The sequence below is a fragment of the Curtobacterium flaccumfaciens genome (genome assembly GCF_018598405.1).
Classification (GTDB): Bacteria; Actinomycetota; Actinomycetes; order Actinomycetales; family Microbacteriaceae; genus Curtobacterium; species Curtobacterium aurantiacum.
Genome location: NZ_JAHEWS010000016.1, coordinates 36,680 through 50,065, shown reverse-complemented (window position 1 = coordinate 50,065; position 13,386 = coordinate 36,680). Strand labels below are relative to the sequence as shown.

Sequence of the window (13,386 nt, the reverse complement as noted above, 5' to 3'; positions counted from 1 at the left end):
GTCCCCCTTGTGGACGAGACCGGGCGGACGTAATCTACAACCAAATGGTTGTACGAATCGAACTGTCCGACGCCGAGGTCGACCGGGTGTTCCATGCCCTGGCCGATGCGACCCGTCGTGACATCGTCCGGCGCACGCTGGTCGGGTCGTCGTCCGTGAGCGAACTCGCGGACGCCTACTCGATGTCGTTCGCCGCCGTCCAGAAGCACGTCGCCGTCCTCGAAGGAGCCGGGCTCGTGAGCAAGGAGGCACGCGGCCGCACCCGCATCGTGCGCGCCGAGCCGCAGCAGCTCGACCGGGTCCGGGACCTCCTCGACGCCTACGGTCGCCTCTGGCACAGCCGGATGGACCGCCTCGGCGACCTGCTCGACGGCGACGCGTCCGGACACCCAGCACCGAACGACACCCGACGACACCAGGAGCGATGATGCCCACCACGTCCGTCCACACCGATCCCGACACCCTCTCGATGACCCTCGTCGCCGAGTTCCCCGTCCCCGTCGAACGCCTCTGGGCCGCCTTCGCCGACCCGCGACAGCTCGAGCGGTTCTGGGGCCCACCCGCCTTCCCCGCGACCTTCACGTCCTTCGACCTGCGCCCCGGCGGCCGGGCCGACTACCGGATGACGTCACCGCAGGGCGAGCGGTTCCACGCCGTCTGGCAGGTCACCGAGGTCGACGAGCACCACCGCATCGTCTTCCGCGACCTGTTCACCGACCCCGAGGGCGCCGTCGACGAGTCCCTCCCCGCGGGCGAGACCGTGCTGTCGTTCGAGCCGCTCGACGACGGATCCCGCGTCACCGTGGTGTCGTCCTTCACCTCGGCGGCCGACCTCGACGCGATGCTCGAGATGGGCATGCTCGAGGGCTACCAGCAGGCGTTCGGCCAGCTCGACCGGGTGCTCACCGACCTGCGAGCGTGGGCGCTGGGCCAGGGGACCGTGACCGAGGTCGTCGACGACACCCACGTCCGCATCACCCGGGCGTTCGAGGCACCGCGGCACCTGCTCTGGCGGGCGCACACCGAGCCCGACCTGGTGCGCCGCTGGTTGCTCGGCCCCGACGGGTGGGAGATGACGGTGTACGAGAACGACCTGACCCCGGGCGGGACGTTCCGGCAGGCGTGGGCACCGACGGGTGACACCGAGGGCGAGCCCTTCGGGTTCGAGGGCGAGAACCTCGTCGTCGAACCCGAACGCCGGATGGTGTCGACCGAGCGCATGACCGGGGCGCCCTTCCCGCCGAACACGAACGACCTGCAGTTCGACGAGGTCGACGGCGTCACCCTGATGACGTTGCTCGTCACCTACCCGGACCGGGACCAGCGGGACGCGATCCTCGCCACCGGCATGACGGAGGGCATGGAGGCCAGCTACCAGCGACTCGAACGCGAGGTCCTGTCCGCAGCGTGACCAGCAGACGGACGGGAGGCCCGTGGCGGCGCCGCCACGGGCCTCCCGTCCGTCCCGCGCAAGCGACAGATCCCGGCGCACGAGCCGGGTCCGGTCCCCGAACGCGACAGATCCCCGCGGATGTTCCGCGGGGATCTGTCGCTTGCACGAGGGGTACGTGGGACCGAGCGGTTACGCCTGCTGATCCGGCTGCGCCGATGCCTCGTAGTGGCGCGCACCGCCGCGCACGCCCGCGAAGCGGAACGGCGCGGTCGTCACGCGCGGGCGTTCGACGTCCTCGCTGGTGGCGGCGCCGCCCGCATGCAGCTCGCGGTAGGCGTCGACCGTGAGCGGGACCCGTGCCTCGAGCAGCGACCGCACGCGACCCGTACGACGGTGCTCGCGGTAGTCGGGCCGGACGACGCCGGTGATGAGCTCGCCGACGCTGCCCGAGCCGTAGCTGAACAGGCCGAGTCGCTCCCCCGCCAGGTCGTCGTCCAGGTCGAGCAGTGCCGCGAGCCCGATCCAGAGCGACGCCGTGTACGTGTTGCCCGTCTGCCGGTTGTACGTGAACCCGATCGCCAGGTCGGACTCGTCGAACGGGGCGCCGACGTGCTGCGTGAGCTTGCGGTGCGCCTTGATCGCCATCTTGGTGAAGGGCTGGTGGTGCACGAACCGGGCGATGTCGTCGTACGCCGGCCCACCCTGTTCCGCCAGGTCGTCCCAGGCGCCGACGAACGCGTTGACGTAGGCGCTCACCGAGAGGCGTCCGTCGACGAGCGCGGTCGAGCGGTCGTTCGGCCGCCAGAAGTCGTCGACGTCGGCCGTGTAGACGCCCGCCGCCGGCTCGATCTCGATCAGGTCGGGGTCGGCGGACACCAGGATCGCGGCGGCACCGGCACCCTGGGTCGGCTCGGCGGGGGTGTCGACGTCGTACCGGGCGACGTCGGCGGCGATGACGAGCACGCGCTCGTGCGGGGCACGGGCGACGATGCCGAGGGCGAGCTGCACCGCGGCCATCCCGCCGTAGCAGGCCTGCTTCAGCTCGACGACGCGGACGGCCTTCGGCAGCCCGAGCAGGCCGTGCACGTACACGCCGGCGGCCTTCGACTGGTCCACGCCGGACTCGGTGGCGAACAGCACCGTTCGGATGCCGTCGACGCCGTGCCGGTCGATGAGCTCCTTCGCGGCGGCGGCGCCCATCGTGACGATGTCCTCGTCGGGGGCGGGCACGCTGAAGGCGTCCTGCCCGATGCCGACGTGGTACTTCGCCGGGTCGACGCCGAGTCGCTCGGCCAGGTCGTCGAGCTCGAGCACGTGGTGTCCGGTCGCGATCGCGATGTCGTGGATGCCGACGCCGGTCATGCTGCGCCCCCCGCCGGCTTCGCGCCGCGACGTTCCATCGCGACGTGGGCGGCCATCAGCTCACCCGGGTTGGTCTGGGCGGCGAGGAGCGAGAGCTCCCCGCACAGCACGGTGGCGGCGCAGAGCGCGGCGAGGCGGCGGGCGTTCGCGCCCGGCTCGCGGTCGTCGCGGCAGCCGAGGCGCACCAGGGCGTCCTCGACGACGGGCAGGTCCCCGCCCTTGCCGTTGCCGACCGTGCCGACGATCAGGTGCGGCAGCGAGGTCGCGAAGTACAGGTCGCCGTCACGGTCCTCGGCGCTCGTGATGCCCTGGGAACCCTCGACGATGTTGGCGGCGTCCTGCCCGGTGGCCAGGTAGAAGCCGAGCAGCATGTTCGCGTAGTGCGCGTTCGCCGAGCGGATGGCCCCGGCGATCGTCGAGCCGATCAGGTTCTTCGCGATGTTGAGCTCGACGATGCGCGCGGTGCTCGACCGCAGGCGCTTCTCGACGACCTCGCCCGGGATCACGATCTCGGCGATGGTGTTCCGACCGCGGCCACGGATGCCGTTCACCGCTGTGGCCTTCTTGTCGGTGCAGAAGTTGCCCGACACCGAGACGTACCGCAGGCCCGGCTGCCAGTCGAGGATCGCCGGGAGGAGCTTGTCCGCGGCCTGGGTGACCATGTTGTGCCCGGAGGCGTCGCCCGTGGTGAACGCGAAGCGCAGGAACAACAGGTCCCCGACGATCTCCGGGTGCACCTCGATGAGCTTCGCGAACCGGCTCTGCCCGGCCACGATCGCGGCGAGCTCGTCCTGGCGCGCGAGGATCTGCCCCGCGGCGACGTGGGCGGCTGCGGCGCTGTCGGCACGGACCACGACGGAGCGGGTCATCCGCTCGTCGACGACGGTCGCGACGATGCCGTCCTCGACCATCCGGGAGATCCGGGCACCGCGGCCGACGGACGGCCAGAGCGGCGACTCGTAGGTGGCGAGGGGCACCTCGTGCTCCCCCTGCACGGCGTTGCCGCTGACGCGGATCGGGCCGACCCACTTGGTGGGGATCGGTGTGAGCAGGTCACTCATCGAGGGCTCCTTCTGGTGCTCGCACCGCGACGCTGAGGTGTCTGATGTCGTGCGCCTCCCAGGCGCGGTGGATGCCGGCGGGGTCGGTGTCCGCCGGGACGAGCGCGATGCCGCAGTCGCCGCCGCCGGCACCGGACGGCTTCGCCGCCCCGCCCGCCGCCTCGACGACGTCGCACAGGGTCGCGAGACGCTCGGTCTCGATCTGCGACCCGACGGACGCGCCGAGGCGCTGCAGCAGCCCGCGAGCGCGACGGAGGGCACCGAGCGTGCGCTCGGCGTCGCCGGTCTGGAGGCCCGTGGTCAGGTCGTCGACGGCGCTGCGGCTCTCGTCGAGGAACGCCTGGTACCCGCCGTTGCGGTGCCGACGCACCACGTCGACGAGCTTCGTGGTGGACGCGGGCGAGCCGGTCCAACCGACGAGCAGCTGCAGGTTCTCGGGGGCGGGCAGCCGCTGGACGTCGAAGCCGTCCCACGCGTCGCCATCGGTCAGGATCGCCGACACGGCGTGGTCGCCGAGCATGGCGGCGAGGCGCTCGCGGTCCGGGGCGCTGTAGCGCAGCCAGCCACCGAACGTGCTCGCGGCGAGGTCTCCGCCGGATGCCCGGGGGTTGACCCGGATGGTGGCGAGCAGGGCCACCTGGAAGCGCTGACGCTGCGTCAGGCCGATGCCGTAGAAGCGGTCGAGGGCGCCGACGGTGGCGACGGTGACCGCGGCCGAGGACCCGAGCCCGAACTTCCGGCCGCTGGCGTCGTCCAGTTGGCTCTCGATGCGCAGGTCGTGGAACCGCGGGGCGATGCCGTGCTCGGCGCGGAGCTTCTCGACCAGGTCGATCGTCGCCATCACGTAGTCGTAGGGGTGGTGCTCGCGGTCGAGCGCCAGGCCGTCCTCGGCACGGGTCCACGTGAGCGGCAGGTGCCCGTACTCCTCGGAGTGCACGCTGCCCGCGCCGTGGCCCTCGCGCACCTTCGCCGTGATGGCGCGGTCGAGGGCGATCAGGACGGACGGCTGACCAGGCTCGACGACGGCGTACTCGCCGGCGACGAACAGCTTGCCGTGTGCACGGAACTCGATCACTGCGCGGACTCCTTCTGGTCGGGATTGCTCCCGATCTCTTCGGAGCGGAGCACCCGCGCGGCAGGTCCGGTGCCGGACTCGATGACGTCCCCCAGCGACGCGAGCGCCCCGGCGACCGCCGACCTGTCCTCGGGCTTCGTGAGCACGACGACGTTCGGGCCCGCGTCGGCCGTGGCGTACGCCTCGGTGCCGCCGGCACGCAGCTCGGCGACGGCGTCGAACACGGCGACGCTGCGGGCGTTGAGGTAGCGGATCGGCGGGAACGCGCCCTCGATCGTCGCGTGCATGCGGAGCGCGTTGCTCTCGGTGATCTCGCCGATGCGGGTGAAGTCGCCCGCGGCGCAGGCGGTCAGCATGTCGCCGACGGTCTCGGTGGTCGAGGTCACCCAGGCGGGGTAGAAGGGCGAGGTCGCGATGGTGCGACGCATGGCCTCGCGTGAGCCGATGGGCTTCGGACCGGCGTCGATCGTGACCACGACCATGGCCATCGGCGGGGCCGGGATCGGCTCGGCGAAGGAGCCCTGGTCGTCGCCCGCGTGCCAGACGGCGACACCGCCCGGGATCGAGCGCGTGGCCGAACCGGAACCGCGACGGGCCAGGCGGGACAGGTCGCGCGGTGACAGGTCGAGGCCGTACGCCGCGGCGGCCGCGGTCGCCAGGGCTGCGAAGCCGGACGCGCTCGAGGCCAGGCCGGCACCGGTGGGGACGGTGTTCTCGGACACGACCGACGCACGCTCGGACGACCCCGCGAGCTCGCGGACCAGGTCGAGGAACTGCTGCACGCGCACCAGCGCACCGTCGTCGACGACGTGACCGTTCAGCGTGAACCGATCACGGGCCTCCTGGCCGTCACCCGAGCCGCCGTCCACCGTGACGGTGGTCGTCGTCGGGAACACGTCGAGCCCCATCGAGACACTGCCCGTGGCGGGCAGCGCGAGCTGCGCGTCCGCCTTCCCCCAGTACTTGACGAGGGCGATGTTGGGGTGCGCGACGGCAGTGGCGTTCAGCAAGCGCGGGCTCCGATCGTGGTGGTCCAGGTGGCTGCGGCCCCTGCGCCGCGGAGTGCGGCCGCGATGCGGTCCGCGTGGTCGTCGTCCGTGGCGAGCGCGAGGACGCACCCGCCCCGCCCGCCGCCGGTGAGCTTCGCGCCGAGGGCGTCCGCAGCACGTGCGGCGTCGACGAGCCGGTCCAGGTCGTCACTCGACACGTCGAGTGTGCTGAGCAGGTCGTGCGCGGCGTCCATCGTGGCACCCAGACCCTGGGCGTCGCCGTTCTCCAGTGTCCCCCGTGCCCGTCGTGCGAGTGCGCCGATCCGGTCGACCACGGCGTCGACGCCGGCCGGGTCCTGGTCGTGGCGGGCGCGGACGGCCGACACCGCCTGTCGGGTGTGCCCGGGGACGCCGGTGTCCGCGACGACGAAGGTGAACCGGGCGCCGAGCGTGACGGGTTCGATGTGCCCACCCTCGAACCAGACCGGCGCGGACGCGACGACACCGCGCGCGTCGAGGCCGGAGGGGCGGCCGTGGGCGACGCGCTCGCACTCCTGGATGAGTTCGTGGTGGGTCTCGACGTCGAGGGTCTCGCCCAGGGCGTCGGCGACGGCGGCGGTCACGGCGGCGGCGACCGCGGCGCTCGAGCCCATGCCCCTGGCCGTCGGGACCTCGCTGTCGACCCGGACGTGGAAGTGCCGGTCGGTGACCCCGAAGTGGCGCAGGGTCGCGGTGACGGCGGTGACGGTCGGCATCACGGCCGCGGGGGCGAGGTCGAGCGGGCCGGTGTGCACGGTCGACTGCAGGCTGTGCCCGGGTTGCTCGGCGTCGGCGGCGACCGGGGAGACCGTCGCGACGACCCGTGCGTCGAGCACCGGCAGGACGAGAGCGGGTGCGCCGTACACCACGGCGTGCTCACCGATCAGGATCGTCTTGCCGTGGGACGACGCCGATCCGTTGCCGGGGGTCGTGGTGGTGTCGAGGTCGCTGCTGGTCATCTTGGGTCACGTCAGCCTAACCGCCTCGGCCGTCGGCGTGTTCGTCGTGACCTGGGCATCCGCTCCGAAGAGTTGTGCACAACCGTGTTGCGTGACAGTGTGGACGCATGCCCGTGACCGACGAGATGGTGTGCTTCTCCCTCTACGCGGCGTCCCGCGCCACCACGCAGGCGTACCGCACGATGCTCGAACCCTGGGGCCTGACGTACCCGCAGTACCTGGTGCTCGTCACCCTGTGGGTCGAGGGCGACCAGACCGTCTCGAGCCTCGGGGAACACCTGCAGCTCGACTCCGGCACCCTCTCGCCACTGCTCCGCCGCATGGAGCAGAGCGACCTGGTCCGCCGCGAGCGCCGCAGCACCGACGAACGCGTCGTCACCGTGACCGCGGGCGACCGAGGCCGCGAACTGCGGTCCGAACTGAGCGGCATCCCCGCACGCATCGCAGCCGGGATGGGGCTGTCGGACGAGCGCGCCGCCGCCGAGCTCATCGCGACGCTGCAGCGGCTGACCGAGACGATGCACGCGGCTGCTGACCCGGACCGCGACCACGCTGGCGCGGGCGCGGGCGCCGGCGCCGGCGCCGTTTCGCGCTGAGCGACACCTCACGCCCACGCGCGCCCGTGAACTGTCGCTGAGCGCGAGAGCACGCGGAGCACCGACCCCACAACTTCACGATCCGCCCCACAAGGAAGGAACCCCATGGAAGCCCTCTACACCGCCGAGGCCCTGGCCACCGGCGAAGGCCGCAACGGCCACGTCGCCACGAGCGACGGCACGGTCGAGTTCGACCTCGCCATCCCGAAGGAGATGGGTGGCTCCGGCAACGGCGCCAACCCCGAGCAGCTCTTCGCCGCCGGCTACGCCGCCTGCTTCCACTCCGCGCTGCAGGGCGTCGCCCGCAGCCAGAAGGTGAAGATCACCGACTCGTCCGTCGGCGGCCGCGTGTCGATCGGCCCGAACGGCAACGGCGGCTACCAGCTCGCCGTCATGCTCGAGGTCGTCATCCCCGGCCTGGAGCACGACCAGGCCCAGGCCCTCGCCGACGCGGCCCACCAGGTCTGCCCGTACTCGAACGCGACCCGCGGCAACATCGACGTCACCATCGTCGTCTCGGAGGACTGACCCATGAGCACCACCATCCCCACCACCATGCGCGCCGTCGTCCACGAGACGTTCGCCGAGCCCGCCGACGTCCTCGAGGTGCAGGAGCGCCCCGTCCCGACGCCCGGTGCCGGCGAGGTCCTCGTCCGCACGGTCCTCTCCCCCATCCACAACCACGACCTGTGGACCGTCCGCGGCACCTACGGCTTCAAGCCGGAGCTCCCCGCCGCCTCGGGCACCGAGGCGCTCGGCGTCGTCGAGGCACTCGGCGAGGGCGTCACGAACCTGCAGGTCGGCCAGCGCGTCGCCGGCGGTGCCTTCGGCGTCTGGGCCGAGTACTACACCGCGAACGCCGCCGGACTCGTGCCGGTTCCGGACGCGATGACCGACGAGGCCGCAGCCCAGCTCGTCTCGATGCCGTTCAGCGCCATCAGCCTGCTGCACTCGCTCGACCTGCACGAGGGCGACTGGATCATCCAGAACGCCGCCAACGGTGCGGTCGGTCGCATGGTCGCCCAGCTCGGCGCCGCCCGCGGCATCAACGTGATCGGACTCGTCCGTCGCGCCGCCGGTGTCGACGAGCTCCGCGAGCAGGGCATCGAGCGCATCGTCGCCACCGACGCCGACGACTGGCAGGACCAGGTCGCCGCGATCACCGGTGGCGCCCCGATCATCGCGGGCGTCGAGTCGGTCGGTGGCAAGGCCGCCGGCGACATCGCCTCCGTGCTGGGCGAGAACGCCACCCTCGTCGTCTTCGGCGCGATGGCGTCACCGACGCTCGAGATCCCGTCGGGCAAGGTCATCTTCGGCCAGCTCACCGTGAAGGGTTTCTGGGGCTCCGTCGTCAGCAAGACGATGCCGGCCGAGACGAAGGGGCAGCTCTTCGGTGAGCTCATCACCCGCGTGCTCGACGGCTCGCTGACGCTCCCCGTCGCCGAGACCTTCGCCTTCGAGCAGGTCCGCGACGCCGTGCGCGCCAGCGACACCGCCGGCCGCGTCGGCAAGGTGCTCCTGCGCCCGTAGCGCGACCACAGAACGGACGGGAGGCCCGGTGCCAGCTGGCACCGGGCCTCCCGTCCGTCCGTGGTGCGGACTAGCGGCGCGACGCCTTCTCCGGGACGGTGAAGATGTTGCCGGTGGTGACGCCCTCCTCGACCTCCTCGAGCGTGCGACCGCGGCTCTCCGGCACGAACTTCCAGATGAAGAGCAGCGCCAGCAGCCCGACGACCCCGAAGCCGAAGAACGTGCCGGTGATGCCGGTCGCGGCGACGATCGTCGGGAAGTACAGCCCGAGGAACGCGTTCGCGATCCAGAGGCAGAACACCGAGATGCCCATGCCGAGCGCACGGATCTGGGTCGGGAAGATCTCGGACAGCACGACCCAGACCGCGATGTTGAGGAAGGTCTGCATCGAGCCGACGAACGCGACGACCAGGAACAGGATGACCCACGGGCGGGCCGGGTTGCCCTCGGGCAGCGCCACCGACGCGATGCCGATGAGGAAGTGGCAGATCGTCGTCAGCGTGAACCCGAGGATCAGCGTCGTGCGGCGGTTGATCTTCTCCATGTTGTACAGCGCGATGACGCCACCGACCACGGCGATCACCCCGGGGGCGATGTTCGCGATGAGGGCCGCCGACGCCTGGAACCCGGACTCGATGAGCACGGTCTGGCCGTAGTACATGATCGAGTTGATGCCGGTGAGCTGCTGGGCCACCCCGAGCCCGGCACCGATGAGCACGATGCGGATGAGCCACTTGTTCCCGCGCAGCGTGTGCCACCCACTGACGCGCTCGACCTTCGCCTCGAGGTCGTTGCTCCGCTTGATGTCGTCGAGCTCGGCGCGGGCCCGATCGGTGGTCCGGACCTGCTCGAGGACGGAGAGGGCCTCGTCGTAGCGGTCCTTCGACGCGAGCCACCGCGGCGACTCCGGCACCCGGAGCATGCCGACGAACAGCGCGATCGCGGGGAGCGCGCAGACGGCCAGCATGACGCGCCACACGCCGTTGCCCTCACCCCAGATGTTGCCGATGAACGCGTTGACCACGAACGCGGCGAGCTGGCCGATCACGATCATGAGCTCGTTGCGGCCGGACAGCGACCCGCGGATCTCGTACGGCGCGAGCTCGGCGAGGAACACCGGCACCACCGTCGATGCGCCGCCCACCGCGAGGCCGAGCAGCACACGACCGACGACGATGACCTCGAACGTCGGTGCGACCACGCAGATCAGCGTGCCGACGAAGAACGTGACGGCGAGCAGGATGATCGTCTTGCGACGACCCCAGCCGTCGGCGATGCGGCCGCCGAGCATGGCGCCGATCGCGGCACCGAACAGCAGCGAGCTGGTGACGACACCCTCGGTGAAGTTCGTGAGGCCGAGCTCCGCCTTCATCGGGTTCAGGGCGCCGTTGATCACGCCGGTGTCGTACCCGAAGAGCAGCCCGCCGAACGTGGCGACGAGGGCCAGCACGCCGAGACGTCGGCGGTGCGGCCCGGTCCCCAACGGGGGCAGTGCGACAGTCGGGGCTGTCGGTTTGATGTCGACCATTCGGTGACTCCTTCGTCGGTGATCGCGCTTCATCGCGTGGACTGATCGTAACCCGATTCCATGTCCTGTCAATTGGACATTCTGTCGTCAGGTCTTTTGGATCGGTCCACAGAACGCCTGATGAGGACGGGAGCGGTCCAACTGTGGAGGTGGTGCTCAGCGCTCGTCGTCGACGGGTCCGTCGCCCAGGACGTCCCCCAACGAGGCCATGTCGGCGCCGTGGTCGGTGTAGCGGCGCACGGTGCGTCGGGCCGCGGCACTCGCGGCGCCGGACAGCGCCGGGTTGCGGCGTGCGGCGTCGGCGACGCGTCCGGCGTGCCCCGCGGTGGAGAGCAGCACGTTCGCCAGGGCCCGGGCGTCACCGCGCTCGGGGACCCCGGTCACGGTCCACGCGGTGCGGACCTGCGCGTCCGGGGTGATGCCGCGACGTGTGCCCATCCGGTGCCAGTCCGACAGCACGCCCTCGGTGCGTGAGGCCGCGCGGTCCGACTCCCCCGCGCGGCGGCGTTCCACGGCGCGGATGGCTTCGTCGGCCAGGGAGTCACGGTCGTGCACCGACGCAGCACGTTCACGGGCGGCGGTGTCGTCCCCGCCGGCCTCGGCGATCCGGGCGGCGTGGGCGGCGGCAGCGGCGGCGAGCATCTCCGAGCGGTCCATGCCCTCGACGGTAGCCGCTCCGACCGACACCGGCGGACCGGCCGGCGCGGCGGCTCGCGCGGCGGCCGGCGGTGTTTCGGGCTGGGCGACACCTCACGGGCCGCGGCGCGCGTGAGGTGTCGCTGAGCGCGAAACCAGCCCGGCGTCCGCCCCGCGGCCGACGCACGCACACGACGGACGGGAGGCCCGTGGCGGATCCGCCACGGGCCTCCCGTCCGTCAGGTGGGCGCCTGCGTTACTTCCGCAGCTCCAGGTACTTCGCGATGAGCGCCTTGGTCGACGGGTCCTGCGCGTCGAGCGCGGCCTGGTCGCCCTCGACGGCCGGCGTGACCTGCAGCGCCAGCTGCTTGCCGAGCTCCACACCCCACTGGTCGAACGAGTCGATGCCCCAGATCGTGCCCTCGGTGAACACGATGTGCTCGTACAGGGCGATGAGCTGGCCGAGGACGCTCGGGGTGAGCTCCGGCGCGATGATCGACGTGGTCGGCTTGTTGCCGGGGAACGTGCGCGCCGCGACGATCCCTTCGTCCGTGGTGCCCTCGGCGCGGACCTCGTCGGCGCTCTTGCCGAACGCGAGCGCCTTGGTCTGCGCGAAGAAGTTCGCCAGGAACAGCGTGTGCACGTCGGTGCCGGGCGCGACACCCTTGCCGTCGCCGGTCTCGTCCTTGAGCGGACGGGCCGGGTTGGCGACCGTGATGAAGTCGGCCGGGATCAGGCGGGTGCCCTGGTGGATGAGCTGGTAGAACGCGTGCTGGCCGTTCGTGCCGGGCTCACCCCAGAAGACCTCGCCGGTCTCGGTGGTGACGGGCGAGCCGTCCCAGCGGACGCGCTTGCCGTTCGACTCCATGGTGAGCTGCTGCAGGTACGCGGCGAAGCGGTGCAGGTACTGCGTGTACGGCAGGACCGCGTGGCTCTGCGCACCGAGGAAGTTCGTGTACCAGACGTTGAGCAGGCCCATCAGGACGGGGACGTTCTGCTCGAGCGGCGTGGTGCGCACGTGCTCGTCGATGGCGTGGAAGCCGGCGAGGAACTGCTCCCAGTTCTCCTTGCCGATGGCGATGACGACGCTCGTGCCGATGGCCGAGTCGACCGAGTAGCGGCCGCCCACCCAGTCCCAGAAGCCGAAGGCGTTCTCGGGGTCGATGCCGAACGCCTCGACCTTGTCGAGCGCGGTGGAGACGGCGACGAAGTGCTTGGCGACGGCGTTCTTCTTCTCGTCGTCGGCGGCGTCGGTCAGGCCGAGCTCCTCCCACAGCCACTGGCGGGCGAGGCGGGCGTTCGTCAGGGTCTCGAGCGTGCCGAAGGTCTTCGACGCGACGATGAAGAGCGTGGTCTCGGGGTCGAGGTCCGCGGTCTTCTCGTAGATGTCCGCCGGGTCGATGTTCGACACGAAGCGGGCTTCGAGGCCGGGCTGGACGTACGGCTTGAGCGCCTCGTAGACCATGACGGGGCCGAGGTCGGAGCCGCCGATGCCGATGTTGACGACGGTCTCGATGCGCTTGCCGGTGACACCGGTCCAGGCGCCGCTGCGGACCTGCTCGGCGAAGCCGTAGACCTTGTCGAGCGTGGCGTGCACGTCGGCGTCGACGTCCTGGCCGTCGACGGTCAGGGGTGCCGCGGGCACGAGGCCCTCGGTCGCCTTCGGGCGGCGGAGCGCGGTGTGCAGGACGGCGCGGTCCTCGGTGACGTTGATGTGCTCACCGGCGAGCATCGCCTGGAAGCGCTCGGCGACGCCGGTGTCCTTCGCGACCTGCAGCAGCGCGGCGAGGATCTCGTCGGTCACCAGGCCCTTGGACAGGTCGACGGTCAGGTCGGCGGCCTGGAAGGTGTACTGCTCGGCACGACCGGGGTCGCTGTCGAACCACCCTCGCAGGTCCGGGGTGAAGTCGGCAGCGATGCTGTCGAGCTTCTTCCAGCCTTCGGTCGATGTGGGGTCGACGGGAGCGGATTCGGTCACTTCGGTCCTCCTGGGGATCACGTTCAAGACGTACAGCCCGCGGGTCACGCAGCGCTGCGTCGCGGACCGCCTTCGAGCGTAGTGCGCTCCGGCAGGTGGTGCGCACAGTCGGCCGGGAGGCGCGGCTCGCGTTCGCTGCGCGCGTCACGCCCCCGGCAGGTCGCGTTCAGGGCCGTTGTCGCCGCACCGCGTTCAGGCCGCGGTCGACTCGCCGGGTCCAGGGACGCGCGGCTTGCCGCG

13 protein-coding genes are annotated in these 13,386 nt (G+C 71.4%); 5 read left to right on the top strand and 8 right to left on the bottom strand.

Annotation, left to right across the window (positions count from 1 at the left end; translation table 11 throughout):
* Positions 1–44: 44 nt before the first annotated feature.
* A complete protein-coding gene (locus KK097_RS11510) occupies positions 45–428 on the top strand; it encodes an ArsR/SmtB family transcription factor (RefSeq protein ID WP_214544854.1) in 384 nt (127 codons plus the stop codon).
* Positions 428–1,411 (top strand): SRPBCC family protein, encoded by a 984-nt coding sequence (locus KK097_RS11505; protein WP_214544852.1) that lies wholly within the window; start codon positions 428–430, stop codon positions 1,409–1,411. Before KK097_RS11510 ends, KK097_RS11505 begins: the two co-directional genes overlap by 1 nt.
* Positions 1,412–1,582: 171 nt before the next feature.
* Here KK097_RS11505 and KK097_RS11500 read toward each other — a convergent pair whose 3' ends face one another.
* The 5 genes from KK097_RS11500 to mvk are packed head-to-tail and all read right to left on the bottom strand — an operon-like array spanning position 1,583 to position 6,878.
* Entirely contained in the window at positions 1,583–2,755 is a 1,173-nt protein-coding gene (locus KK097_RS11500; RefSeq protein ID WP_214544850.1) for a hydroxymethylglutaryl-CoA synthase, read from the bottom strand.
* Complete coding sequence (locus KK097_RS11495) at positions 2,752–3,816, bottom strand: hydroxymethylglutaryl-coenzyme A reductase family protein (protein ID WP_214530772.1); 1,065 nt, start codon at positions 3,814–3,816, stop codon at positions 2,752–2,754. Before KK097_RS11495 ends, KK097_RS11500 begins: the two co-directional genes overlap by 4 nt.
* The gene (locus KK097_RS11490) at positions 3,809–4,891 is read right to left on the bottom strand and encodes a phosphomevalonate kinase (protein WP_214530773.1); all 1,083 of its coding nucleotides are present in this window, start codon (positions 4,889–4,891) and stop codon (positions 3,809–3,811) included. Before KK097_RS11490 ends, KK097_RS11495 begins: the two co-directional genes overlap by 8 nt.
* A complete protein-coding gene (gene mvaD / locus KK097_RS11485) occupies positions 4,888–5,901 on the bottom strand; it encodes a diphosphomevalonate decarboxylase (RefSeq protein WP_214544849.1) in 1,014 nt (337 codons plus the stop codon). Before mvaD ends, KK097_RS11490 begins: the two co-directional genes overlap by 4 nt.
* Positions 5,895–6,878 carry a mevalonate kinase gene (mvk, locus tag KK097_RS11480; protein ID WP_214530775.1) on the bottom strand — a complete coding sequence of 328 codons (984 nt, stop codon included), beginning with the start codon at positions 6,876–6,878 and terminating at the stop codon, positions 5,895–5,897. Before mvk ends, mvaD begins: the two co-directional genes overlap by 7 nt.
* Positions 6,879–6,985: 107 nt before the next feature.
* Between mvk and KK097_RS11475 the strand changes: the two genes are divergently transcribed.
* From KK097_RS11475 to KK097_RS11465, 3 genes are all read left to right on the top strand, one after another.
* Complete coding sequence (locus KK097_RS11475; RefSeq protein ID WP_214544847.1) at positions 6,986–7,474, top strand: MarR family winged helix-turn-helix transcriptional regulator; 489 nt, start codon at positions 6,986–6,988, stop codon at positions 7,472–7,474.
* Positions 7,475–7,579: 105 nt separating this feature from the next.
* Positions 7,580–8,002 (top strand): organic hydroperoxide resistance protein, encoded by a 423-nt coding sequence (locus KK097_RS11470; protein ID WP_027466009.1) that lies wholly within the window; start codon positions 7,580–7,582, stop codon positions 8,000–8,002.
* 27 nt (positions 8,003–8,029) lie between these two features.
* On the top strand, positions 8,030–9,004 hold the full coding sequence (locus KK097_RS11465; RefSeq protein WP_071406109.1) for a zinc-binding dehydrogenase: 975 nt from the start codon (positions 8,030–8,032) through the stop codon (positions 9,002–9,004).
* Positions 9,005–9,074: 70 nt separating this feature from the next.
* Here KK097_RS11465 and KK097_RS11460 read toward each other — a convergent pair whose 3' ends face one another.
* From KK097_RS11460 to pgi, 3 genes are all read right to left on the bottom strand, one after another.
* Positions 9,075–10,532, bottom strand: a complete 1,458-nt coding sequence (locus tag KK097_RS11460; RefSeq protein ID WP_214544845.1) for a sugar porter family MFS transporter — start codon at positions 10,530–10,532, stop codon at positions 9,075–9,077.
* Between the two features lie 156 nt (positions 10,533–10,688).
* Positions 10,689–11,189 (bottom strand): hypothetical protein, encoded by a 501-nt coding sequence (locus tag KK097_RS11455; protein WP_214530778.1) that lies wholly within the window; start codon positions 11,187–11,189, stop codon positions 10,689–10,691.
* Positions 11,190–11,424: 235 nt separating this feature from the next.
* Positions 11,425–13,146 carry a glucose-6-phosphate isomerase gene (pgi, locus tag KK097_RS11450; protein WP_110861107.1) on the bottom strand — a complete coding sequence of 574 codons (1,722 nt, stop codon included), beginning with the start codon at positions 13,144–13,146 and terminating at the stop codon, positions 11,425–11,427.
* Positions 13,147–13,386 lie beyond the last annotated feature (240 nt).